This is a genomic window from Cryobacterium shii (genome assembly GCF_004402595.1).
In the GTDB taxonomy this organism is placed as follows: domain Bacteria; phylum Actinomycetota; class Actinomycetes; order Actinomycetales; family Microbacteriaceae; genus Cryobacterium; species Cryobacterium shii.
Genome location: NZ_SOFY01000082.1, coordinates 20,884 through 40,570, shown reverse-complemented (window position 1 = coordinate 40,570; position 19,687 = coordinate 20,884). Strand labels below are relative to the sequence as shown.

General features: G+C 68.3%; 22 protein-coding genes, 1 tRNA gene and 1 pseudogene. 10 read left to right on the top strand and 14 right to left on the bottom strand.

The window, feature by feature from the left end:
* The 10 genes from E3O49_RS15080 to E3O49_RS15040 all read right to left on the bottom strand — a co-directional run.
* The coding region (locus E3O49_RS15080) for an SRPBCC family protein (protein ID WP_134451854.1) at window positions 1–590 on the bottom strand (590 nt) is incomplete at its 3' end.
* Window positions 590–1,480 carry a vWA domain-containing protein gene (locus tag E3O49_RS15075; RefSeq protein ID WP_160141127.1) on the bottom strand — a complete coding sequence of 297 codons (891 nt, stop codon included), beginning with the start codon at window positions 1,478–1,480 and terminating at the stop codon, window positions 590–592. The genes E3O49_RS15075 and E3O49_RS15080, both read right to left, overlap by 1 nt.
* Window positions 1,481–1,863: 383 nt before the next feature.
* A complete protein-coding gene (locus E3O49_RS15070; RefSeq protein WP_134451852.1) occupies window positions 1,864–2,787 on the bottom strand; it encodes an AAA family ATPase in 924 nt (307 codons plus the stop codon).
* Entirely contained in the window at window positions 2,784–3,392 is a 609-nt protein-coding gene (locus tag E3O49_RS15065) for a nucleotidyltransferase family protein (RefSeq protein WP_134402650.1), read from the bottom strand. The genes E3O49_RS15070 and E3O49_RS15065 overlap by 4 nt, the downstream gene beginning before the upstream one ends.
* Complete coding sequence (locus E3O49_RS15060; RefSeq protein WP_241975867.1) at window positions 3,376–4,305, bottom strand: XdhC family protein; 930 nt, start codon at window positions 4,303–4,305, stop codon at window positions 3,376–3,378. The genes E3O49_RS15065 and E3O49_RS15060 overlap by 17 nt, the downstream gene beginning before the upstream one ends.
* 9 nt (window positions 4,306–4,314) lie before the next feature.
* Window positions 4,315–5,454: a molybdopterin cofactor-binding domain-containing protein gene (locus E3O49_RS18850; protein WP_256359928.1), complete on the bottom strand. Its 1,140-nt coding sequence runs from the start codon at window positions 5,452–5,454 to the stop codon at window positions 4,315–4,317.
* A complete protein-coding gene (locus tag E3O49_RS18845) occupies window positions 5,390–6,322 on the bottom strand; it encodes a molybdopterin cofactor-binding domain-containing protein (protein WP_241975869.1) in 933 nt (310 codons plus the stop codon). The genes E3O49_RS18850 and E3O49_RS18845 overlap by 65 nt, the downstream gene beginning before the upstream one ends.
* Window positions 6,319–6,816 carry a (2Fe-2S)-binding protein gene (locus E3O49_RS15050; protein ID WP_134402652.1) on the bottom strand — a complete coding sequence of 166 codons (498 nt, stop codon included), beginning with the start codon at window positions 6,814–6,816 and terminating at the stop codon, window positions 6,319–6,321. The genes E3O49_RS18845 and E3O49_RS15050 overlap by 4 nt, the downstream gene beginning before the upstream one ends.
* Window positions 6,817–6,821: 5 nt before the next feature.
* Window positions 6,822–7,700: an FAD binding domain-containing protein gene (locus E3O49_RS15045; protein ID WP_134402653.1), complete on the bottom strand. Its 879-nt coding sequence runs from the start codon at window positions 7,698–7,700 to the stop codon at window positions 6,822–6,824.
* A gap of 274 nt (window positions 7,701–7,974) precedes the next feature.
* Window positions 7,975–8,613 (bottom strand): TetR/AcrR family transcriptional regulator, encoded by a 639-nt coding sequence (locus E3O49_RS15040; protein WP_134367213.1) that lies wholly within the window; start codon window positions 8,611–8,613, stop codon window positions 7,975–7,977.
* Between the two features lie 94 nt (window positions 8,614–8,707).
* Between E3O49_RS15040 and E3O49_RS15035 the strand changes: the two genes are divergently transcribed.
* The 3 genes from E3O49_RS15035 (at window position 8,708) to E3O49_RS15025 (ending at window position 11,356) form a co-directional block, all read left to right on the top strand.
* Window positions 8,708–9,700: a nitrilase-related carbon-nitrogen hydrolase gene (locus E3O49_RS15035; RefSeq protein ID WP_134367211.1), complete on the top strand. Its 993-nt coding sequence runs from the start codon at window positions 8,708–8,710 to the stop codon at window positions 9,698–9,700.
* On the top strand, window positions 9,697–10,722 hold the full coding sequence (locus E3O49_RS15030; RefSeq protein ID WP_134402654.1) for an agmatine deiminase family protein: 1,026 nt from the start codon (window positions 9,697–9,699) through the stop codon (window positions 10,720–10,722). The genes E3O49_RS15035 and E3O49_RS15030 overlap by 4 nt, the downstream gene beginning before the upstream one ends.
* A 133-nt stretch (window positions 10,723–10,855) precedes the next feature.
* Window positions 10,856–11,356 carry a CarD family transcriptional regulator gene (locus E3O49_RS15025; RefSeq protein WP_134367207.1) on the top strand — a complete coding sequence of 167 codons (501 nt, stop codon included), beginning with the start codon at window positions 10,856–10,858 and terminating at the stop codon, window positions 11,354–11,356.
* A gap of 107 nt (window positions 11,357–11,463) precedes the next feature.
* Here the strand turns inward: E3O49_RS15025 and E3O49_RS15020 are convergent.
* A pseudogene (locus E3O49_RS15020) lies at window positions 11,464–12,386 on the bottom strand (5'-3' exonuclease).
* A 193-nt stretch (window positions 12,387–12,579) separates the two neighbouring features.
* Between E3O49_RS15020 and E3O49_RS16725 the strand changes: the two are divergent.
* The 3 genes from E3O49_RS16725 to E3O49_RS16630 all read left to right on the top strand — a co-directional run bounded on the left by E3O49_RS16725 (window position 12,580) and on the right by E3O49_RS16630 (window position 13,198).
* A complete protein-coding gene (locus E3O49_RS16725; protein WP_134367205.1) occupies window positions 12,580–12,699 on the top strand; it encodes a VOC family protein in 120 nt (39 codons plus the stop codon).
* Window positions 12,700–12,876: 177 nt separating this feature from the next.
* Complete coding sequence (locus E3O49_RS15010) at window positions 12,877–13,014, top strand: hypothetical protein (RefSeq protein WP_244285313.1); 138 nt, start codon at window positions 12,877–12,879, stop codon at window positions 13,012–13,014.
* 31 nt (window positions 13,015–13,045) lie between these two features.
* A complete protein-coding gene (locus tag E3O49_RS16630) occupies window positions 13,046–13,198 on the top strand; it encodes a hypothetical protein (RefSeq protein ID WP_160141126.1) in 153 nt (50 codons plus the stop codon).
* Between the two features lie 143 nt (window positions 13,199–13,341).
* Here the strand turns inward: E3O49_RS16630 and E3O49_RS15005 are convergent, their stop codons facing one another.
* Window positions 13,342–14,955 (bottom strand): isocitrate lyase, encoded by a 1,614-nt coding sequence (locus tag E3O49_RS15005; protein ID WP_134367201.1) that lies wholly within the window; start codon window positions 14,953–14,955, stop codon window positions 13,342–13,344.
* A 308-nt stretch (window positions 14,956–15,263) separates the two neighbouring features.
* Here E3O49_RS15005 and E3O49_RS15000 point away from each other — a divergent pair, with 308 nt between their 5' ends.
* Window positions 15,264–16,178, top strand: coding sequence for a VOC family protein (locus E3O49_RS15000; protein WP_134451850.1), 915 nt, complete (start codon window positions 15,264–15,266; stop codon window positions 16,176–16,178).
* Window positions 16,175–16,837, top strand: coding sequence for an alpha/beta hydrolase (locus tag E3O49_RS14995; RefSeq protein ID WP_160141125.1), 663 nt, complete (start codon window positions 16,175–16,177; stop codon window positions 16,835–16,837). The genes E3O49_RS15000 and E3O49_RS14995 overlap by 4 nt, the downstream gene beginning before the upstream one ends.
* On the opposite strand, the gene E3O49_RS19090 is transcribed toward E3O49_RS14995, so the two are convergent.
* A complete protein-coding gene (locus E3O49_RS19090; RefSeq protein WP_134411182.1) occupies window positions 16,815–17,426 on the bottom strand; it encodes an isocitrate lyase/phosphoenolpyruvate mutase family protein in 612 nt (203 codons plus the stop codon). The genes E3O49_RS14995 and E3O49_RS19090 overlap by 23 nt on opposite strands.
* 149 nt (window positions 17,427–17,575) lie before the next feature.
* On the opposite strand from E3O49_RS19090, the gene E3O49_RS14985 reads away from it, so the two are divergent.
* Window positions 17,576–17,884 carry a hypothetical protein gene (locus E3O49_RS14985; protein ID WP_134367195.1) on the top strand — a complete coding sequence of 103 codons (309 nt, stop codon included), beginning with the start codon at window positions 17,576–17,578 and terminating at the stop codon, window positions 17,882–17,884.
* Window positions 17,885–18,146: 262 nt separating this feature from the next.
* Here E3O49_RS14985 and E3O49_RS14980 read toward each other — a convergent pair.
* Window positions 18,147–18,229 (bottom strand) — tRNA-Leu (locus tag E3O49_RS14980).
* Between the two features lie 116 nt (window positions 18,230–18,345).
* On the opposite strand from E3O49_RS14980, the gene E3O49_RS14975 reads away from it, so the two are divergent.
* The gene (locus tag E3O49_RS14975; protein ID WP_134402655.1) at window positions 18,346–19,671 is read left to right on the top strand and encodes a M20/M25/M40 family metallo-hydrolase; all 1,326 of its coding nucleotides are present in this window, start codon (window positions 18,346–18,348) and stop codon (window positions 19,669–19,671) included.
* Window positions 19,672–19,687: the final 16 nt, after the last annotated feature.

The window sequence follows — 19,687 nt, the reverse complement described above, 5'->3', positions numbered from 1 at the left end:
GCCGGCGGCGGTGGAACGGTCGCCGGTGCGGCTGCCAGGGGCGTCGCCGCGGGGGGCGCGGCGGGTGCGGCGGCTGGCGGTGCGGCGGGCGGCTGCTCCGTGCTCGTCCCGCCCTCGCCGGCCTTGCCCGCGACCGCCGCGGGACCTTCGCCGACCATCGCCTGGAGGTTCTCCGCGAACAGGGCCATCATCTGGTCGGTGACGCTGCCGATGATGCTCCGGCCCATGGCGGCGACCTTGCCGGACAGCGCGGCGTCCTCGCTGACCGTGCCCTTGGTCATCCCCGATTCTTCGACCAGGCTGAGGGTGGCCGTGCCCTGCGAGGTGCCCTGGCCGCGGGTCTCCTGCGCGCGCCCCTCGAACACCGCACGGTGGGCCGTCGCATCCCGCTCGAGGACGGTCATCTGCCCCTTGTACTGCATGGTCACCGGACCCAGCTTCACTTTCATACCGACCTGATAGGCGTCATCCGACAGCTTGTTCAGCACCTGCGCCCCCGGGACGCAGCCGGCGACACGTTCGAAGTCCATCAGAGTCTTCCACACCTGGTCGATGGGTGCGACGACGGAAAAAGTGCTGTCTATTTGCATTATCGTGTCCTCTGATTCTCGGGTGGGCGATTCTGGAATGGCTGATTCTGGACTGGCGCCGAGCGGTCGGCGCGGATATCCGCCGCCACTTCTGTCAGCGCCGCGTAGCTGTGCCCGCTGACGAACGCGTCGACGTAGGGCAGCGCCGCCGCCATGCCGCCCACCGCCGGCTGGTGGTCCCGGGCCACCTTCCGGGGGTTGACCCAGACGATGCGGTGGGCCAGGCGAGGCAGGCGTGCCATCTGGGCGCCCACCATCTCCGGCTCGTCCATCGCCCAGCCGTCGGAGATGACCACGACGACGGCTCCGCGGGCGAGGCCGCGCCGGCCGTGCTCGTCGACGAAGCGGCGGAGGCTCTCCGCCAGACGCGTGCCGCCGGCCCAGTCGTCGACCGAGGCGGCGGCGCGTGCCAGCGCCTGGTCCGGGTTCTGCACCGCCAGCTGTCGGGTGAGCCGGGTCAGCCGGGTCGAGAAGACGAAGGCCTCGGCCTGGGCGCCTGAGACGGCGCCCTGCAGCAGCGAGAGGAACACCCTCGTGTACGGTTCCATCGACCCGGACACGTCGCAGAGGAGGATCAGGCGTCGCAGGCGGGTGCGGCGGCGCCGGTAGACGAGCCGGAGGGGCTCGCCGCCGGTGCGCTGCGCCGCGCGGACAGTACGCCGCAGGTCCAGCCGTGGGGTGGTCGTCGAGGTCTTCCGGACGCGGCGGCTGACCCGTTCCGGCGTGGACAGCCTGATTCGCCGCACGAGCGTGCGGATCTGGGCCACCTCGTCGGGGGCCAGTTCCGCGAAGGACGTGTCGTGCAGTCGCTGCTCGGCCGACGCCACCATCAGCACCGACTCCCGCTCCGGCGCCTCGTCGTTCTCGGGGCCGTCCCCGGCGGGAGCCATCGCAGGCTCCTTCCGCTCCGTCTCCCGGCCGGCCGATTCGGTCGGCCGCTGGTCCGCCGGGGGTGGGGCGGGTACGAGGTTCGCCCCCGATCCCCGGGGGTGCGTTCTGGTCTCCGCGGCTGTCGGCCGGATCGAGCCGGCCGCCGAAGACGGCGTCGAAGACCCGGTCGAACACAGGCAGCTGCTCCCGGGAGGAGACGAGCACCACCCGGCAGGTCCAATACAACGCGTCGCGATCGGAGTGCGGAAGGAGGCGGAGGGCCTCGGCCAGGCGGGCGGCACGATCCGGGGAGCCCGGAAGCCCGGCGCGTCGAAGCACCGTGGTGAAGCCCGTGGCCAGGGCTGCGGCCTCGACGCTGGAACGCCCGGCGCGGGCATCCGTTTCAGTCATGTTCGCCCCCCAGCACCCAGGCGGCGCCGCGGCCGACGGCCAGGTCGAGGTCGTCGCGGTTCTTGAGGATGGACCCCCAGGTCTGGTCCACATGCCCGGCTTCGAGCGTCTCCACCCCGAGCACCGTCAACGCGGACACCCAGTCGATGGCCTCGGCGATGCCGGGCGGTTTCGCGAGGTCCAGCGACCGCAGCCGGGTGACGGCCGAGGCTGCCTGCAGGGCGATCGGCCCGGCGCTGTCCGGCACCCGACGGCGCACGATCTCGGCGATGCGCTGGGGGGTGGGGTAATCGATCCAGTGATACAGGCAGCGCCGGGTCAGGGCATCGTGCAGGTCGCGTGTGCGGTTGGAGGTCAGGATGACGATCGGCGGATGCGTGGCCCGCACCGTTCCGAGCTCGGGGATGGTGACGGCCGCCTCGGCCAGCAGCTCGAAGGTGAACGCTTCGAATTCGGCGTCGGCACGGTCGATCTCGTCGAGGAGGAGCATCGCGGGGCGGGGCCCGCGGTGCTCGAGCGCCTGCAGGAGGGGGTGGCGGAGCAGGTACTCGGGGCCGAACAGTTCCGTCTCGTCCAGGTCGGCCTGACGGGCCTCGGCCAGCCTGATGCCCAGCAGCTGGCGCGGGTAGTTCCACTCGTACAGAGCTTCCCCCGCGTCGATCCCTTCGTAGCACTGCAACCGGAACAGGGGCGTGTCCAGCACCCGGGCCAGCGCCTTGGCCGCCTCGGTCTTGCCGACCCCCGGCTCCCCCTCGAGCAGGATCGGCTGGGGCAGGCGCACAGCGAGGAACAACGCCGTGGCCAGCCCGTCGTCGGCCAGGTAGTCGACCCCGTCCGGGGCGGTCAGCAGGCTGGGGACGTCGGGGATCAGCCGCCGGACGTCGTCCTCGGCTCCCGACCGCGCCGCGCCGCTCATCGCGTTCGTTCCCGTTCGGCGAGCGCCCGCTCGTAGTCGGCCTCCGTGTCGATGTCCGGCGGGATCGGTCCGGGCACGACCACCTCCGCCACCTCCGGCGCACGCTGGTCGAGGAGTTTCCAGACCGCCTTGTCGCCGTGCGGCGTGGCCAGGTCCGGCAGCATCGACCGGGCGAAGGCGAACGGATGCCCCACGCCGTCGTCGTAGCGGCAGACGGCGAGGGGCGCGTCACCGCGTCCGTCCAGGAGCGCGCGGACGGCCTCGGGGCGCACCCCGGGCTGATCTCCGAGCAGGAGCACGAGCACGTCGGTCTCCGAGTGCAGCGCCGGGATGGCCGCCGCGATCGAGGACGAGCATCCGGTGCCGAATGCGGGGTTGTCGACCAGGTCGCAGCCTCGGGTGTCGACCCGGCGTCGCACCTGGTCCCCGGCCCCGCCGAGCGTTACGACAATCTGGTCGAAGCCGCAGGCGCGACTCGTGTCGAGTACGGCGTCGAGGACGACCCCGTCGCCGAAGGGGAGGAGCTGCTTGGGTCTGCCCATTCGGCGTGACGCCCCGGCCGCCAGGACGAGTCCGGCGGTGCGCGGTTCACGATGCGTTCGCATACCGCTCCGGATCGGCCAGGAAGGTGCGCCGGCAGGACTCCGAACAGAAGTGGAAGGTCGCCCCGGCGAATTCGGCTGAGGGTGTGGTGTCGCCGACGGTCACGCTCATCCCGCAAACTGGGTCGATCGCGGCCGGGGCGGTGTCTGCGGCGGGGACGCCGTTCGCCGCCTCGGTTTCCGCGGGGTGGGCAGCCGCTCGTTCGGCGACCAGTTGCGCCAGGATCGACAGGGCGATCTCGGCGGGGGAGCGGGCCCCCAGTTGCAGGCCGGCGGGGCTAAGCACGCGGGCGCGCTGCTCGTCGGTGACGTTCAGGGAAGCGAGCACGGCGGCGCCCCGTGCGTGACTGGCGACGAGACCGACGTACGGCACGCCGGCACGCAGGGCGGCCTCGAGGGCAGGCTCCTCGTCCCGCCCGTGCGACGCCACGATGAGCGCGGCATCGTTGGGCCGCGGCTCGATGTCCGCAGAGGCGGCAAGTCCCGCGACGAGTTGCAGGTGCAGGCCGAGCGGCCCGCCCAGCGCCACCAGCGCGTGGGCGATCGGTGTCGAGCCGACGACGAGCACGCGCGGCGACGGCACCGACGGTTGGAGGAAGATCTCGACGGCCCCGCCGCTGAGGCACGGGTTGGACACCTGCACGGCGCCCTCCTCTTGCCGATGGGACGGTTCGCCCGCGACCACCCGGAGCAGGATCGGCTCCCGGGTGGCCAGGCTCTTCAAACCGTATTCGCGCACCGATGACTGCACGCAGGCCCCGCCGACGAACCCCTCCAGCGTTCCGTCCGAAAGCAGCAGGCCCGTGTCCCCGGCCTGGGCGCTCGTCGGATGCTGGGCTCGCACCACGGTGGCGCGCACGAAGGGTTCGCGGCGGCCGGTGAGTTCCTGCGCCCTGGTCGCGAGCGCCTCTCCCATCGCCGACATTTAGATCGGCGGTCGTGGCCGGCCCTGCATGGCCTCCCAGACTCGGGCCGGGGTGCACGGCATGTCCATGTGGGTGATCCCGAAGGGCGCGAGGGCATCGACGACCGCGTTCACGATGGCCGGCGGGGAGCCGACCGTCGCGGATTCGCCGATTCCCTTGGCGCCGATCGGGTGGTGCGGCGACGGGGTCACCGTGAAGCCGGTCTCCCATTCCAGGTCCTCCGGTCTTGTCTCAAGCATGGCCGCGGCGATGAATTTCGCCTTCTCACTCACTTTGCGGGCGACCAGCGCCACGGCCGCGCCGCTGACCGGAGGCGATCGGCTGCCGTAGGTGCCCAGCCCGAACGGCGTCTGGTCGGTGTCGCCGTGAACGACGTCCATATCTTCCGCCGGGATGCCGAGTTCCTCCGCCACAATCTGGGCGAAGGTCGTCTCGTGCCCCTGGCCCTGGCCCTGGCCCTGGCTCTGGCTCTGCACCGAGATGCGCACGACGGCCTTGCCGGTGGGGTGGATGCGCAGCTCAGCCCCGTCGGCCATGCCGAGGCCCACGATGTCCATGTGCTTGCGCGGACCGGCGCCGACGGTCTCGGTTAAGAACGAGATGCCGATCCCCATCAGCTCGCCGCGATCCCGTTTCTCCCGCTGCTCGCGCCGCAGGTCGTCGTAGCCGGCCATCTGCATCGACTTCCGCAGCGCCTGCTCGTAATTGCCGGAGTCGTACTCCCAACCGGTCTTGTTCTTGTACGGGAATTGCTCCGGCTTGATCAGGTTCTTCAGCCGCAACCGGGCGGGGTCCATGTCCAGTTTCCGGGCGAGCATGTCGACGAGCCGTTCGACCAGGTAGACCGCCTCCGTCACCCGGAAGGAGCAGGCGTAGGCGACGCCGCCCGGGGCCTTGTTCGTGTACACCCCGGTCACCTTGCAGTGCGCGGCCTGCAGGTCGTAGCTGCCGGTGAAGATGTGGAAGAAGCCCGCGGGGTACTTCGACGGCTGCGCCGTGGCGTTGAAGGCTCCGTGGTCGGCCAGCACGCTCGACCGCACGGCGAGGATCCTGCCGTCCTTCGTGGCGGCGATCTCACCCTGCATGATGTAGTCGCGGGCGAACGAGGTGGACATCAGGTTCTCGGACCGGTCCTCCATCCACTTCACCGGCCGGCCGGCCGGTGACGATGGATCCGACGACGGCGAGGATGTACCCGGGGTGGATTCCGACCTTGTTCCCGAAGCCGCCGCCGATGTCCGGTGAGACGACGCGGATCTTGTGCTCGGGGATCCCGGATACGATCGCGAACAGCGTGCGGTGGGCATGCGGCGCCTGGCTGGTCTCGTAGAGCGTGAGTGCGCCTTCGATCGGTTCGTAGTCCGCGACCGCCCCGCACGTTTCCATCGGCGCCGGGTGCACCCGGGGATAGACCATCTCCTGGGAGACGACGACGTCCGCCGAGGCGAACACCGCGTCGGTCTCGGCCGCGTCGCCCGCCTCCCAATCGAAGATGTGGTTGTCGGTGCGTCCCTCGATGTCATCCCGGATGACGGGCGCGTCGGGGTCCAGGGCCTTGCGAACGTCGATCACCGGGCGGAGCACGTCGTAGTCGACCTCGATCAGTTCGAGCGCGTCACGGGCGGCGTAGCGGTCCTCCGCGACGACGAACGCCACCTCCTGACCCTGGAAGCGCACCTTGTCGGTGGCGAGCACGGCCTGCACGTCGGCGGACAGGGTCGGCGCCCAGGCGAGCTTGAGTCCGAGCAGGTCCTGGCCGGTGATCACGGCCACCACGCCCGGGTGGGCGAGCGCCGCACTCGTGTCGATCGAGACGATGCGCGCGTGCGCGACGGGGGAGCGCAGGATGGCCCCGTGCAACATCCCGGGCAGCACGATGTCGTCGACGTAGTGTCCTTTGCCGCGCACGAAGCGCGGATCTTCCTTGCGCTGGATGCGGCCGTAGCCGATGGGCCGGTCGTCGTCACCGGCGGCCGGGTTCGCGGCGCGTTCCTCGATGATGCTCATGCGGTCACCTCTTCTCCAGCGGTTTCTTCCTGGGTCGCCGGGTGTTGCGCGGCCCACTGCACGGAGCGAACGATGGTCGCATATCCGGTGCAGCGGCACATCTGGCCGGAGATCGCCTCGCGGATCTCGCCCTCATCCGGATGCGGGTTGTTGTCGAGCAGGGCGCGGGCCGTGAGCATCATCCCCGGCGTGCAGAACCCGCACTGCAGGCCGTGCTCCTCCATGAATCCCTGTTGCACCGGGTCGAGGGTGGCGCCGGAGGCGAGGCCCTCGACGGTCGTGATGGAGTGGCCGTCGGCCATCGCCGCGAGCACCGTGCAGGACTTCACTGACTGGCCGTCCATCAGTACGACGCAGGTGCCGCAGTTGGAGGTGTCGCACCCCCGGTGCGAGCCCGTCAACCGCAACACGTCGCGGATGAAGTGCACGAGCAGCACGCGCGGCTCGGCCTCCTCGGTGATGTCCTTGCCATTGACGGTCATGCTGATCTGCATCGACTTCAGCCTTCCTGTGTTTCGGTTGCGCGCGCGGTCGCACGTCGCAGGACCCGGCGAGTGAGTTCGTCGGCGAGGTGCCGCTTGTAGTCGACCGGACCGCGCTGGTCGGCAACGGGATCGCTGGCCAGGGCGGCAAGCCGGCCGGCCTCCACGAAGAGGTCTTCCCCGGGATGCCGGCCCCGGAGCACGGCCTCGGCTTCGGTGGCTGTTCCCACGATGCCCACGGCGGTGAGCCCGATCCTGACATCGTCGATCGTGCCGTCGGCGGCCAGTGTGACGGATGCCCCGGCGGCCACGACGGCCCAGTCGCCGACTCGGCGTTCGACCTTCTCATAGGCGCTGCCCGAACGCGCGCGGATCGGAATCCGCACTTCGCACAGCAGCTCGTTGTGGGCGACGGCCGTCTCGTACGGTCCGCGGTGGAACTCGCTCATGCTGAGCAGGCGCTCGCCCGCGGGACCGCGGACGACCGCCTGCGCTCCGAGCACCTTGCACACGGTGGAGAGGTCCTTGGCCGGATCGGCCTGGCACAGGGAACCACCGATGGTTCCGCGGTTTCGCACGGTGGGATCGGCGATCACCCGCTCGGCGTCGCCGACGATCGGGAAGAGCCGGGCGATCTCGGCGGACTCGAGAAGCGTTGAGTGCCGGGTCATCGCCCCGATGCGGAGGGTGTCCCCGTCCCGGAGCACGAAGTCGAGTTCGAACACATCGTTGATGTCGACCAGGCACTCGGGCCTGGCCAGCCGAAGCTTCATCATCGGGAGCAGGCTGTGCCCGCCCGCGACGACCCGGGACTCCGGGCCGTGACGTTCGAGGAGGGCGAAAGCATTGTCGACGGTGCTGGCGCGCACGTAGTCGAAGGGAGCCGGGATTTGCACGATTGCCTCCACGTCGAAAGGTGCCTGACCGCAGCGTCAGACACGAATTGAGTCACACATTGCTCCGGGGCAATGCGGTTGTCAACGCGCGTCGCGGGCCGGCCGAGACCCGGAATCGGCTCGTGTCGGGGCGCTCAGAACGGCGGGCCGAAGTGCCGTGGTAACCGCACGAAAGAAGCCCCGGCGAAAATGCCGGGGCTTCGTGCACTGTCTCAACCAGCGCTCGTCCGGTATCAGCAAGGCCGATCCCGGAAGTCTGAGAGTCAGCCTACCGTCAGAGGACCGACCCGTCTGCCGGACCGAGGGCCCCGGAAGGCAAACCCAACTCGTGTTCGGCGACCGTTCGCACGAGTCCGCGCAGCCGTTTTGCGTCGCCGTACCGCACGATCGCGTGTGCGTTCAGCCCGTCGATGATCGCCAACAGCTGCCAGGCCACCGCATCCGGGTCGGCGGTCCGGAACTCCCCACGGGCGCAGCCGGTGGTCAGCAGTCCGGACAGGAAAGCCTGCCAGGCATCCATTTGCACGCCGACCTCAGCCGCCAGCGAGGCGTGGCGACGGCCGAGGCTCCAGGCGTCGAGCCAGACGGCGGTCACAGCGCTGCGTTCGGGACCGAGCAGCGTGTTGATCAGGGCCTGAAGCGTCGCCACCGACGTCTCGCAGGGCGCGAGCTCTTCGGCGACTTCCCCGATCTCGGCCGCGACGATCGCCCCGAATGTCGCCGCGACGAGAACGTCCATGCTCGGCTGGTAGTGGCTGACCAGGGCGGGAGTCACCCCGATCCGGGATGCGACCCCGCGCAGCGTGATGGCCGACAGGCCCTCGACGAGGGCGATCTCCCTCGCGGTGCGGGCGATCTCCGCCGCACGCTCGACCGGCGCCTTCCGGCGGGATGTGCTCTGAACGGTTGACATGAATCCACAGTCTATATATCTTTAGTCATCGTCTATTGATCAGTTGATCAATCAATTGGTGGATCCACACCTAACCTCACCAGGGAGACCCCTCATGCGCCTGATCCTTGCCCCCGGCATCGCCGAACCACTGACCCGCATCACGGACCAGGTCGGCCCGCCCCTCCGGGTCGGACTCGTGCAGCACCGCTGGCACGCCGATGAGGCCGAGCTGCGCGCGGAACTGGCCGAGGGCATCCGTGTGGCCGCCGCCCAGGGGGCCCGGGTCGTCTTCCTGCCCGAATTGACCCTGCGAAAGTACCCCGGCAACGCCCGGGCGGAGGGGGTGCCGAAACGCGGCGCCGAAGACCTGCTGACCGGGCCGACCTTCGCGCTCGCGGCCGAGCAGGCGCGGGTGCACGGGGTCGTCGTGCACGCGTCGCTGTATGAGAAGCCGGCCACGGACGACGCCCCGGACGACCCGCGCGGCTACAACACCGCGATCATGGTGTCGCCCGGCGGGCAGCTGATCGGCCGCACCCGAAAACTGCACATCCCGGTCACCGAGGGCTACTACGAGGACACCTGGTTCCGGCCGGGCCCGGCCGAGGAGGCGTATCCCGTGTACGCGCCGGAGGAGCTGGACGGCGCGCGGATCGGGCTGCCCACCTGCTGGGACGAGTGGTTCCCCGAGGTGTCCCGGCTCTACGGCCTCGCCGGAGCCCAGCTTCTCGTGTACCCCACCGCGATCGGCTCCGAGCCGGGCTTCCCGGCCCTCGACACCCAGCCCATCTGGCAGCAGGTCATCGTCGCCAACGGCATCACCAGCGGGCTGTTCATGGTGGTGCCCAACCGTCACGGCGACGAGGGCGACCTGACCTTCTACGGCTCCTCCTTCATTTCCGACCCCTACGGGCGGGTGCTCGTGCAGGCTCCCCGCGACGAATCCGCGGTGCTCGTCGCCGACCTGGACCTGGCCCAGCGGGAGGAGTGGCTCGCACTGTTCCCCTTTCTCGCCACCCGCCGCCCCGACAGCTATGCGGGGCTCACGGTTCCGGTCGACGCCGGGCATCCGTTCGGGGCGAGCAGCGCCGTGGCGCGCTCATGAGCTGGCGGATGCCGGCGGAGACCGCACCCCAGGACCGCGTGTGGATGGCGTTCCCGGTGGCGGGATACACCCTGGGTGACGGCCCGGAATCAGCCGACGAGGCACGCCGCAGCTGGGCCGCCGTCGCCCACGCGGTGCTCGAATTCGAGCCCGTCACCATGGTCGTCGACCCGTCCGAGCGCGCGTTGGCCGGTCGGTACCTGTCGTCGGAGGTGGAGATCATCGAGGCGCCGCTCGACGACGCCTGGATGCGTGACATCGGCCCGAGCTTCGTTCTGGGCGACGACGGCCGGCTCGGCGCCGTGGACTGGACGTTCAACGGCTGGGGCGCCCAGGACTGGGCGACCTGGGACAACGACGCCGGGATCGGGAGGCGGGTCACGACGGCCGCCGGGGCGACCGCGATCTCCTCGGTGCTCGTGAACGAGGGCGGCGGCATCCACGTCGACGGTGAGGGGACCGTGCTGGCCACCCTCAGCGTTCAACTGGACCCCGGCCGCAACCCCTATGCCGACCGGGCCCGGGTCGAGGCCGAATTCGCCCGCACCATCGGGGCCACCCGCGTGGTCTGGCTGCCCCGCGGGCTGACCCGCGACCAGGAGCGGTACGGCACCCGGGGCCACGTGGATATGGTCGCCGCCATCCCGTCACCGGGCACGGTGCTGGTGCACGCCCAGAACGACCCGGCCCACCCCGACTACGCCGTGACCCGGGAGCTCCGTGCCCTGCTCGCCGCATCGACGGATGCCGCGGGCCGGGCCTTCACCCTCGTCGACCTGCCGGCCCCGGCCGCCCTCACCGACGGCGACGGCTTCGTCGACTACAACTACGTGAACCATCTCGTCGTCAACGGCGGTGTGATCGCCTGCTCGTTCGGGGAGGAGACGGCCGACCGGGCCGCACGGGAGATCCTGGCCTCGGTGTACCCGGGCCGCACGGTCGTCTCCGTAGAAGCGCGGCCGTTGTTCGCCCGTGGCGGCGGCATCCACTGCATCACCCAGCAGCAACCCTCCGCACGCTAGTCTCCCGGCGCTTCGAGCTGCCCGCGGTGCGTCAGGACGGCGTCTGTGAACTGACCGAGTGGCGTAAGGCAGATGTTCAGGGGACTGTGGCAACATTGACAGGTTGGCCACAGCGCTACCGAATCGAGGAAGTTTGAAGTTCATCGTCGGGGAAACCCTCGTCTACCCGCACCACGGTGCGGTCACCCTTACCGAACTCTCCACCATAACCCTGAAAGGCGTCGAGCAACCGGCGATGACGCTCCGCGTTCACTCGTCGCAGCTCACCATTCAGCTGCCGATCGCGAACGCCGCACTCGTTGGAGTCCGCGACGTCATCGACGCTGCCGGGCTGGAAGAGGTGTACAAGGTTCTGCGGGACCCGTTCACCGAAGAAGCCACGAACTGGAGCCGCCGTTTCAAGGCCAACCAGGAAAAGATGGCCAGCGACAGCGTGACCCGCGTCGCCGAGGTCGTCCGCGACCTGTGGCGCCGGGAACAGGACGGCGGCGTATCCGCCGGTGAGAAGCGGATGCTCGCCAAGTCCCGTCAGCTGCTGGAATCCGAGCTGGCACTGGCGCTCGGCACGTCCCCGGAGGACACCGTGGTGGCGTTGAACGAGGTGCTCTCCGGAGCCCTCACCGAGGTCGCCTAGACCTTTCAGGATTCGCCGAACCGTGAGTTAACCCCCTGAACGGTCGTGAAAAGGGGTCGGAGCTCACGGTTCGGCGTGCTTAACGGGGCCTGGTCGGCGGTCGAGGCTTACCCGGCCAGTGCGGCCAGGGCGTCTTGCGCGCGCGTCATCGAGGCGCCGAGCCCCCAGAGGGCAGACAGCCGGTCCAGTTCGGCGGCCTGTTCCCGGCTGCTGACCCGGATGCGCGCATCGAACGGGGTCAGGGGGAGGTCTCGCACCACCTTGACCACCGCCGGGGCGACGCTCAGATAGTCGCCCGCGGCGGCGATCCTGGCGCGCACGGGCGGTGCCATCCCGGACCTCGGTCTGCCGCTGCAGCGACGATGCCGTCAAGGGTCCCGTAGGAGGACAACAGCGTGGCCGCCGTCTTCTCGCCCACACCGGGCACCCCGGGAAGCCCGTCCGAGGGGTCTTCGCGCAGCGCCGCGAAATCGGCGTACTGCATCGGGGCGACCCCGTACCGGGCCGTGAGCGCGGCATCCGTCAGGACCTCGAGCCGGGCCATGCTACGACCGGTGTAGATCATCCGCACGTCGCGGGTGTCATCGACCAGCTGGAACAGGTCGCGGTCACCCGTGACGACATCGACGGGAATCCGGGAGTGCGATACCAGTGTGCCGATGACGTCGTCTGCCTCGTGGTGCGGGGAACCGACCACCGGCACGCCGAGTGCGCCCAGTACTTCGCGAATGACCGGTACCTGAGGTATCAGCAGGTCGGGGACTTCCTCGAGCAGAGGACCTCCCCCCGCCGGCTGCACCCCGGCGACCCGGTGGGTCTTGTACGTCGGGATGAGATCAACGCGCCACTGCGGACGCCAGTCGTCGTCCCAGCAGGCCACGATTTCGCTCGGCCGGAACTCGGACGCGAGTCGTGCGATGATGTCGAGCAGACCCCGGACGGCGTTCACCGGTATCCCGTTCGGTGCCCGCACGGTGTCGGGCAGGGCGCGAAACGCCCGAAAGTACAGTGCGGCGGTGTCGAGGAGCATCCCGCGCTCGCGTGGAGCGGTCACGGCGGCATCCTCCCACAGTCGGAACGAAATCGTGCGGCGGCTCAGCTCGGCGACTCTGATCGGCGGCGAATCTGCGCGGATCGGCCGAGGGCAATGCCAGGCTGTACTCGCGTGCGGCAGCTGGAGCGTCGCACTACGGCAGATTTCATCGTGAAAGAAGAAGTGCATTGTGGACATGCGACTCGAACTGGTTCCGTTGCCCCCGACGGACGTGGACGGCATCCGCTACGCCTATTTCAGCGATCCTGACGGCAACCCCAGGGCGCGGCCGCAGCTCGCCCGACGATGAGACCGCGCGTCCGAGCGCTGTCCTGACATCGCCTCGAAGGGGTGTCGGGCCGTGCACACTCCGGCTACCGTTGTGCCCAGCAGTCAGGCGCACCTCGCGGAAACGGAGGATCAGATGAGTACGGATGGTCGTGCACGGGTGATCGTACGAGACGGACCCTGGGGCTTTGCCTTTCTCTTGGCGTATATCGGGGCCGCCATCTACTTCGTCTCTGTCTCGGACGGCTCGTTCTGGGGCGTCATCCTCGGACTGTTGCAGGCGATCGTCTGGCCCGTCTACGTCGTCTACCACGTACTTGTTCTGATCGGGGCCTGACAATTCCCATCTCGGGTGCTCCCTCTACAGCGTGTCGCACGACCAGATCACGTTGATGGCGCCGAGTCTGCAGCGCGCCGAGGACGAGTGCACGATCACGGACGTGTTCGAGGACCTCAAGCGCTGCCTTCGATTGCGGTACGAGACGCGTGATCGTTCCCGCCGGCCCGACCCGGTGCCCTGATCGAGATCGAGGCGGGAGCTGCGATCCCTGGTTCCCCATCCCGGCTCGGGTGACCGGGTGACAGCAAACGAAGAAGCCCCAGTCGCAGGACTGGGGCTTCTTCGTTGTCACTTCGACTGCTCAGTCGAGTAGTGGCTGCTGAGTCAGTGGCTCAGGGCCGGTTCCTCGAACTGGTTCATCGTGTTGTTCTTGCCACCGGCCTTCAGCGCGGCCTCGCCGGCGAAGTACTCCTTGTGGTTGTCACCGAGGTCGGATCCAGACATGTTCTGGTGCTTGACCGTTGCGATTCCCTCGCGGATTTCGCGACGCTGCACGCCCTTCACGTAGGCCAGCATGCCCTGGTCGGCGAAGTAGCCCTTGGCCAGATCATCGGTGGAGAGTGCTGCCGTGTGGTACGTCGGCAGGGTGATGAGGTGGTGGAAGATGCCGGCCTCGGCAGAGCCGTCGCGCTGGAACGTGCGGATGCTCTCGTCGGCGATCTGGGCGAGCTCGGTCTCGTCGTAGGCGACGCTCATGAGCTTGGCCCGGTCGTAGGCCGACACGTCCTTGCCCTCGGCGAGGAGGTTGTCGTACGCCTGCTGGCGGAAGTTGAGGGTCCAGTTGAACGACGGGCTGTTGTTGTAGACCAGCTTGGCGTTCGGGATCACCTTACGAACTTCGTTCATCATTCCGGCGATCTGGGCGACGTGCGGCTTCTCGGTCTCGATCCAGAGCAGGTCAGCGCCGTTCTGCAGCGAGGTGATGCTGTCGAGCACGCACCGGGCCTCGCCGGTGCCTTGGCGGAACTGGAACAGGTTGCTGGCCAGACGCTTGGGGCGCAGCAGCTTCCCGTCGCGCTTGATGACGACGTCCCCGTTGCCCAGGTCGGCCTCGGTTATCTCGTCGACGTCGAGGTAGGAGTTGTACTGGTCGCCGAGGTCACCGGGCTGGTACGTCACAGCGAGCTTCTGCGTCAGGCCGGCACCGAGCGAGTCGGTGCGCGAGACGATGATGCCGTTGTCGATGCCCAGCTCGAGGAACGCGTACCGCACGGCGTTGATCTTCGCGATGAAGTCCTCGTGCGGGACGGTGACTTTGCCGTCCTGGTGGCCGCACTGCTTCTCGTCCGAGACCTGGTTCTCGATCTGGATCGCGCAGGCACCGGCCTCGATCATCTTCTTGGCCAGCAGGTACGTCGCCTCGGGGTTGCCGAAGCCGGCGTCGATGTCGGCGATGATCGGCACCACGTGGGTCTCGTAGTTGTCGATCTGGTCCTGAATGGCCGCGATCTTGGCGTCGTCACCGGCGCCGCGGGCCCCATCCAGGGCGGTGAAGAGCAGGTCCAGCTCGCGGGCGTCGGCCTGGCGGAGGAAGGTGTAGAGCTCCTCCACGAGGGCGGGAACGGCCGTCTTCTCGTGCATGGACTGGTCGGGCAGCGGGCCGAACTCGCTCCGCAGGGCGGCTACCATCCAGCCGGAGAGGTACAGGTAGCGCTTGTTCGTGGTCTTCAGGTGCTTCTTGATCGAGATCATCTTCTGCTGGCCGATGAAGCCGTGCCAGACGCCGAGGGACTGCGTGTAGACGGAGGAGTCCGCGTCGTATTCCTCCATGTCTTTGCGCATGATGTCGGCGGTGTACTGGGCGATCTCGAGGCCGGTCTTGAACCGGTTCTGGGCGCGCATCCGCGCAACGGATTCGGGGTTGATGGCATCCCAGCTGCTTCCGAACGCATTCTTGAGGGCTTCGACTGCCTCGGTGTCGTCTTGATAGATGGTCATGTGCATTCCTTCGACGTTGAATTGTGCAGAGCACTGGTCGGCTGTATCGGCGGCCCGATATTGGCTGCTACATGAAGACTGCGGCAATAGCAACAGGTCTTCGTCAAGATTCGGAACAGAACTTTTGCGTTTCTTCTTCGACTGAGAAGAAAAGCGCCGAAAGTCGCCCCATTGGGCAATCTGAGGCCTCTGCCGCGTTTGAGACCCCATCCGAACCGGTGAAGTACTTGAACCTACAAGTAAACCCTGTTAGGTTGAAGCTACAAGTAATTTGCGGGCACGCTCGCATCGATAGACAGGACGCCATCATGACCGTTTCACTTGACGACCGCCTTCTCGCCCCCGAGACCTCGATGGGCGCGGTGACCCTGCGGGTCGCCGACCTCGAGGGGATGTCGAGCTACTACTCACGGGCCTTCGCGATGGAGCCCGTGGCGGAGCGCACCCGGGACCGCGAGGTGCACCGCGTTCTCGGCCGCGGGCTCACGCCGCTCGTGCGCCTGGTCCACACCCCGGATCTGCCCGGTGTCGACCCGCGTCAGGCAGGCCTGTTTCACACCGCCTTCCTCTTCGAGAGCCCCGCCAGTCTCGCCGCGACCGTCTACCGGGCGACGCAGGACCCGCGCAGCCGATTCGTGGGATCGAGTGACCACCTTGTCAGCGAGGCATTCTACTTCACCGACCCCGAGGGCAACGGCGTCGAGCTGTACGTCGACAGGGACCGCGACCAGTGGGTTCGCCACGGCAACGAGATCCGGATGGCCACCGAGTATCTCGACCCCAACGTCTATCTGAAGAGACACCTGACCGAGGAGACGCTGGATGCCGCCGTGTCGCAGGCGGGCACGGTGGGACACGTACACCTGCAGGTGGGGGATCTGCACACCGCCCGCGCCTTCTACGTCGACGCGCTCGGCTTCGAGACGACCCAGACCGAGTACCCCGGGGCGCTCTTCGCGTCGGCGGGCGGCTACCACCACCACCTCGCGATGAACGTCTGGAACAGCCGCGGCTCGGGACCGCGCGCGGCCGGCCTCGGACTCGGCGATGTGGCGGTGACCGTTCCGGACACCGCGGATCTGGAGTCCCTCACGGCCCGTCTGCGGGCCCGATCGATCCCGTTCGGCAGCAACGGTCGTTCCGTGACCGTCACCGACCCGTGGGGCACACACGTCACCGTCGCGCTGCCCGACCTGACCACCGACGAGTTGATGGCCCGGTGATCAGTCCGCTGCGTGACGTGCGCTCACCCGGATGGCCCGCCCACGCCACCGCCGAATCCGCCGTCGCTCTCCTGCTGCACGGCTTCGGCTCGAATGAGCGCGACCTGACCGGCCTCATCCCGGCGCTCTGCCTGCGACTGCCGTGGGCGTCCCTGCGCGCGCCGGTCGAACTGGGATCCGGCGGCGCAGCGTGGTTCACGATCACCACGCCGGGAAGCCCCGAGCCTCAACCCGTGGCTGACGCAACGGACGCGATCTGGGCCTGGGTCGACACACATGTGGATGCCCGCACCCGGGTGATCCCCATCGGTTTCTCCCAGGGCGGCCTGATGGCCAGCCAGCTCCTGCGAACACGACCCGAGCGCATACTCGCCACGGTCGTGCTCGGCGGATTCGTGCTGGGGGCAGCACAGCCAGGCGACGGTATCCTCGCAGCGATCCTGCCGCCCGTGTTCTGGGGGCGCGGCGCCCTGGATCGAGTCATCGCGGAACCTGCGATCGCGCGCACGACCGCTTACCTGCCGCGTCACTCGTCCCTCGTGGAACGAGTGTACCCGGGGCTGGCGCACGGCATCGATGGCGCCGAGATCGGCGACGTGCGAGAGTTCCTCACCACCCACGTCGGCGGAGGCGCCGTCAGCCCGCGCGCCCCTGACTGAAGGCCACGAGGCGCGACTGCATCTCACCGTCGGGGGTTGCGACCGGCACCTTCCTATTGTTGCGCAGGGCCCTGGCGACGTTCACAGCGGTGTCCACTGCTGAGCGGTACAGCAGGGAGCCGGAGCTCACACGCCTCACGCCCAACGCCCCAGCTCGGCCACTGTCAGTAAGGGATGTGCGAGAATATTGAGAGGCAGACCGATCCCCGCGGCGATGCTCCGGATGTCCTCCGTGCCGCAATTCCGGGGACGAAGATCCCGTCGGCCCCTGCGCCGGCGTAGGCCCGGGCACGGAGCAGGACTGCATCCACAGAGGCCTGTTCGGCGAACCAAAATTGTCCACCCTCGCATTGATGAACACGTCCGGGCTGTGTCTCTTCGCCACAAGATCCGCGATCTCGACGGGGTCGTCGGAGTAGCCGTCCTCGATGTCCGCCGTGACGTGGACGGGCAGGAGACACATGTGCGCCGCAAGCGCGGATGTTGCCACCATGCGGGCCCGCCCGCCATCGGGCAGGCCCGCGCTGGCCGCAATGCCAAAGCTGGTGGTGTCGACGGCGGGGACACGGAGGACACCCAGAGCGCGCAAGCTCTTTCCGAATGGATGCCGGAATCTCGAAGAATTTCTTTGCTGGCCGTTGTCCCGCTAGCCTCCCAGGAGTAGTTTCGACCGAAGGTGGGGCGGTGCGCTGGCTCACTCGACGCCAGGCGGGCCGCCTCTTGAGGAAAGGAAGAGTCATGAAACGCATGGCCATTGGGTGCGTCGTCGCACTCGGGCTCGTCTTCGTCGGCGTCAGTTCCGCTCAGGCCGGCGAGACCAGCGGTAACGGGAAACCGGTCCCCGGTGCAGAGAAGGCCAGTTCGGTTTGCGCCTATTCGGGTCGGGACCTGCCCGACGCACAGGAGAACCAGCCGCCCCAGTTCAACGATGACTTCGTCACCGACGGGCGGGTGCAGAGTTACGGGCGGTATGTCAGCCACGGCTTTAAGGACGCTGTACCCAGCCCGGGCGAAGCCTGCCGCGGCAACGTGGAGTTTGCGGAATAACCTGCCGTTCGACGGCGCAACGGCTCCGGATCGGCACCGGAGCAACTCCAGGACCGGGGTGGTTTTCAACCATCTCGGTCCTTCCTCGCTCCAGACTGCGACGAAGAATCGACCCAGCGAGGGCGACCCGGTTCTCCGGGCAGGCCGTTTGGCCACCTGGCGACATCTCGCATCCGGGCATGAAAAAAAGGCCGTGCAACGAATAATCCGATGTCACGACCTATTTCTCAATGAAGCTCGAAGTGCTCCGAACTTCTCTGTGTGCCCGAGGGGGGACTTGAACCCCCACGCCCATAAGGGCACTAGCACCTCAAGCTAGCGCGTCTGCCATTCCGCCACCCGGGCCGGGTGTTTCAGTGGCCGTTCCCGGCCGCCGAATAGACAATCTAGCACGGATTTTCACGCCATCCGGCCGCCGGCACCGTCGCCAGCCGATAGTGCGGCCCGGTAGCGTGAAACCCATGCTTTCCTCCGCTGAAGATGCCCCCGCCGCAGACCGACTGGACCTGACTGCCGAGATCGCTCGCGACCTGATCCGCTTCGACACGACCAACTACGGTGAAGGCCGTTCCAACGGCGAGACGGATGCCGCCGAGTACGTCGCCGCCAACCTCCGCGGCCTCGGTCTCAGCCCCGAGCTTTTCGACCCGGAACCCGGCCGCACGAGCGTCGTCGTGCGGGTCCCCGGCCGCGACCGAAGCCGCGGCGCGCTCGTTGTCCACGGCCACCTGGACGTCGTCCCCGCCGACCCGGACAACTGGTCGGTGGACCCGTTCGCGGGTGTGATCAAGGACGGGCTGCTGTGGGGCCGCGGGGCCGTGGACATGAAGAACATGGACGCCATGATCCTCGCGTCCCTGCAGGACATCCTCGGGGCAGGCAGCGAGCCGGCCCGGGACCTGGTCGTCGCGTTCTTCGCCGACGAGGAAGCCGGGGGAGTGCTGGGCTCACACCACCTCGTCGACACCCGCCCCGAGCTCTTCGCCGGCGCCACCGAGGCCATCAGCGAAGTGGGCGGCTACTCGATCACGCTCGGCGGACGGCGCGCCTACCTGCTGCAGACGGGGGAGAAGGCCCTGATCTGGATCAAGCTGGTCGCCCGGGGTGACGCCGCACACGGATCCCGGCTGATCCACAACAACGCCGTGACCAGGCTTGCCGAGGCCGTTGCCAAGGTGGGCCGTCGCAACTGGCCCATCCGCCTGACCGACACCACCAGCCAGCTGCTGGCCGAGCTGGCCCGGGTTCTGGGGGTCGACCCTCAGCGCGTCGGCCCCGACGAACTGGCCCTGGCCACCGGGACCGCGTCCGGCTTCATCCAGGCGAGCCTGCGCACGACCACCAATCCGACCGTGCTGCAGGCCGGCTACAAGCACAACGTGATCCCTGACCGGGCCGAGGCGCTGATCGACATCCGCACCCTGCCGGGCGACGAAGACGCCGTGCTGGCCGAAGTCGCCGCGCTGGTCGGCCCGGAGATCGAAATCGTGATCATGCACCGCGACATCGGCCTGGAGACCGAGTTCGGCGGGCCGCTCGTCGACGCGGTCGTGGAGACCCTGGGACGGCACGACCCGGGAGCCCCCGTGCTGCCCTACCTGCTCTCGGCCGGCACCGACAACAAGGCCCTCAGCACGCTGGGAATCAAGGGCTACGGATTCGCACCCCTGAAACTGCCCGCGGATCTCGATTTTCCGGCGATGTTCCACGGCGTCGATGAGCGCGTGCCGCTCGACGCGTTAGTGTTTGGCAGGCGGGTTCTGACCGATCTGCTTTCGAACTACTGACCAGCAAAGCGGGCGG

Coding starts and splice junctions, on each gene's coding strand:
- E3O49_RS15075 (WP_160141127.1), bottom strand. CDS start 1,480: ATGGCTCCCGCCGGGGACGGCCCCGAGAACGACGAGGCGCCGGAGCGG.
- E3O49_RS15070 (WP_134451852.1), bottom strand. CDS start 2,787: ATGAGCGGCGCGGCGCGGTCGGGAGCCGAGGACGACGTCCGGCGGCTG.
- E3O49_RS15065 (WP_134402650.1), bottom strand. CDS start 3,392: ATGCGAACGCATCGTGAACCGCGCACCGCCGGACTCGTCCTGGCGGCC.
- E3O49_RS15060 (WP_241975867.1), bottom strand. CDS start 4,305: ATGGGAGAGGCGCTCGCGACCAGGGCGCAGGAACTCACCGGCCGCCGC.
- E3O49_RS18850 (WP_256359928.1), bottom strand. CDS start 5,454: ATGGAGGACCGGTCCGAGAACCTGATGTCCACCTCGTTCGCCCGCGAC.
- E3O49_RS18845 (WP_241975869.1), bottom strand. CDS start 6,322: ATGAGCATCATCGAGGAACGCGCCGCGAACCCGGCCGCCGGTGACGAC.
- E3O49_RS15050 (WP_134402652.1), bottom strand. CDS start 6,816: ATGCAGATCAGCATGACCGTCAATGGCAAGGACATCACCGAGGAGGCC.
- E3O49_RS15040 (WP_134367213.1), bottom strand. CDS start 8,613: ATGTCAACCGTTCAGAGCACATCCCGCCGGAAGGCGCCGGTCGAGCGT.
- E3O49_RS15035 (WP_134367211.1), top strand. CDS start 8,708: ATGCGCCTGATCCTTGCCCCCGGCATCGCCGAACCACTGACCCGCATC.
- E3O49_RS15030 (WP_134402654.1), top strand. CDS start 9,697: ATGAGCTGGCGGATGCCGGCGGAGACCGCACCCCAGGACCGCGTGTGG.
- E3O49_RS15005 (WP_134367201.1), bottom strand. CDS start 14,955: ATGACCATCTATCAAGACGACACCGAGGCAGTCGAAGCCCTCAAGAAT.
- E3O49_RS15000 (WP_134451850.1), top strand. CDS start 15,264: ATGACCGTTTCACTTGACGACCGCCTTCTCGCCCCCGAGACCTCGATG.
- E3O49_RS14985 (WP_134367195.1), top strand. CDS start 17,576: ATGAAACGCATGGCCATTGGGTGCGTCGTCGCACTCGGGCTCGTCTTC.
- E3O49_RS14975 (WP_134402655.1), top strand. CDS start 18,346: ATGCTTTCCTCCGCTGAAGATGCCCCCGCCGCAGACCGACTGGACCTG.